The 2,521-nt window shown below is 37.3% G+C and carries 2 protein-coding genes; both read right to left on the bottom strand.

What is annotated here, in order from left to right:
* On the bottom strand, positions 1 to 269 hold a 269-nt coding region (locus CVD27_RS27420; RefSeq protein ID WP_219621341.1), incomplete at its 3' end, for a hypothetical protein.
* 219 nt (positions 270 to 488) lie between these two features.
* Entirely contained in the window at positions 489 to 2,027 is a 1,539-nt protein-coding gene (locus CVD27_RS27415) for a glycosyltransferase (RefSeq protein WP_101652456.1), read from the bottom strand.
* Positions 2,028 to 2,521 lie beyond the last annotated feature (494 nt).

Genomic DNA, 2,521 nt, shown 5'->3' with positions numbered 1-2,521 from the left:
TGAGCACCCTGAGCACCCTGAGCACCTTGAGCGCCTTGAGCACCTTGAGCGCCTTGAGCACCTTGAGCACCTTGAGGTCCCTGAGCTCCTTGAGCTCCTTGAGGTCCTTGAGGTCCCCGTTTACCCCGTTCGCCTTTTTTACCGCGTTTGCACTTTTTCTCCTTTTTCTCCCGCTTCACCTCACATTCTCTATCATTGTCTTCTTCATCCTGTTCACGATCCCATTCCCAATTTTCATCAGAAACGCCAGCATATCTCTTTTGAGACATTCTTTTTTCCACCACCTGATTAAATTGTACTTGCTCTATATGTATATGGATAAGCTTGGGAATTGGAATTAGGCAATGGCTGAATATAATCAAGCTTATAAAAAATAAGAAATTGGCCCAATTTTAAAAAATAAAATAAAAAAGACCTGAATCGATCTAAAAAGATTCAGGCTCCTATAGGCAAATAAGCTAACCAAATCAATAAATTTAATACATGTTTTATTCTTTCGGTAAAACGACCACTTTATTTGTACATGAAGAGCAATAATTGGCATATTGAATACACGTTTCTAATGAATCACCAGGTTCCATGTGCCACCATCGAATGGCTCCCATAGGGGCTTTGGCTGCAATGGTTTCAACTTCTTCTGGAATCCAGCCAACCACAATCACTTCCATATCTATAAAATTTGATTCTAACCCCTTTTGAAGAGTCTGAGACAACTCTAAATGTTCTGTTACTGGAGAAGAAGAATAGGGAAGGGGAAAGAGGTAAGCGGTTTTAAAAGTGTCTTCATCAGTGAGAAGTGCTGAATTTCGTGCAGGACTGTCTTTTGCAGTCTCCCAAACCCGGCTATATTCTAACTCCTCTGGTAAACCCATTTCTTTTAATCTTGCATTAATTCGTTGATGATAATAACTCTCTAATTCTCTACAAAGGATCTGTATCTGTTGATTTCTTTGAAAAGTAGAATTATCTCCATCCTCATTTCGATACTGAATATAAAGGAGATGCGGAATCGATAAATATTTTGTTGTTAGAAATGTTCGAACTAGCAAGTCGTAATCGTCCGAAACTAATAATTCCTCCCGGTGGCCCCCAATGAGATGGTAGCACTCCCTAGTCCATGCACGCGGGTGATTGGGCAGTCCTACCAAGTGACGAATAGTACTTCCATTTAATGTAGTTTGTTTCATCACATTTTGCCAGCGATTCATTTCGTGGACCCAAACACGGTAATACATACTATAGCCAAAACCACAATCCCACCCATACCAATGACCATGATTACTGCCTACATATACTTCAGTATTCTCTCCAAATACAAAACCACACTCAGGGTGTTTTTGAAATGCTTGGACAATCTTCTCTAAACAGTCAGGGGTCAAATCGTCATCATGATCCACTTCCACTAAAATTTCTCCTGTACATAGTCCAGCTGCATAGCGTTTTATGGCGCCGATGTAGCCGTTACGGGCATCCTGTCTGTACCTTCGAACCCGAGGATCGTCTAATGGAAGTAAATCCTGTTTGTAAGTTTTATCATCATCTCCGGAATCATCTACTATTACCCATTCCCAATTTGAGTAAGTTTGTTTTAATAATGAGTGGTATGGCCGTTGGATTTTATCTTTAGATCTGTAGCTGGCCGTGAATACAGATACCAGTGGTGTATCGGATGAAAATTTAGCAGGTGGAATGGTTTTGTTTACAGGGAGTGGTTCCGTACTATGGAGCCAGCAAAAAAATAGCTTAGAAGAATGAATCTCTGCTGGTGATTGAAAATGCAGCCACCTTTTTCGCTCATGTAAAGGCAGTGAGTTTAACGTATTAAATTCTTGCCAGTCATCGCCTATAGATAGATAGACGCGAGGATCCTTAGGATTGATTTTTACTAACGAGTCATTAGGTTCATAAAAATTAAAATCAATACTGCTTTCTGTTAAATTTATTGTCATTTCCTTTAGAGTACTTCTAGATATTGATTTTGAAACAAAAATATGTGCAGTTAAGAGTGGAGTTTGGTTGGATGTCATTTCCTTGCTCCTTTGTAAACATAATAAAATGTTGTTTGAATTTATTTAACTCAAGCTTAATCGATTCGCCTGAAGAGGTTTGGTGACATAGTCTCGTTCCGCAGTTTAAGTTTAAATGATCCCTTTCAATTTACACCCCTTTCTAAAAAGTAAAGTCATATTCAAATAAGATATTTTTTTCTGAAGTATTTTATGTTTTAAAACATGAATGCGGTACATCTATATGTATAGGTAAGGAGGTTTGGCTAAGATAATCAGGTGGAAATTCTATTTAATAATCCTAACCCTGTGATATGATAAAAAACTTTTGTGAAATTATTATTCAAGTATAATTTATGTGTTGACATATGGTGTTAAACAGATATATACTATAAAAGTTGTCAGCAAGCCTATTAAATTACTAAATAACTTTTTTAAAAAGTTGTTGACAGATTGATAGATAAACTGATAAGATATAAAAGTTGTCTCTTGAAAAATTGTTCTTTGAAAACTAA

Origin of the sequence: Neobacillus cucumis (assembly GCF_002860255.1) — a bacterium.
GTDB classification, from domain to species: Bacteria; Bacillota; Bacilli; order Bacillales; family Cytobacillaceae; genus Neobacillus; species Neobacillus cucumis_A.
Note: the sequence above shows the minus strand (reverse complement) of the source record. Positions and strands in the feature narration are given on the sequence as shown.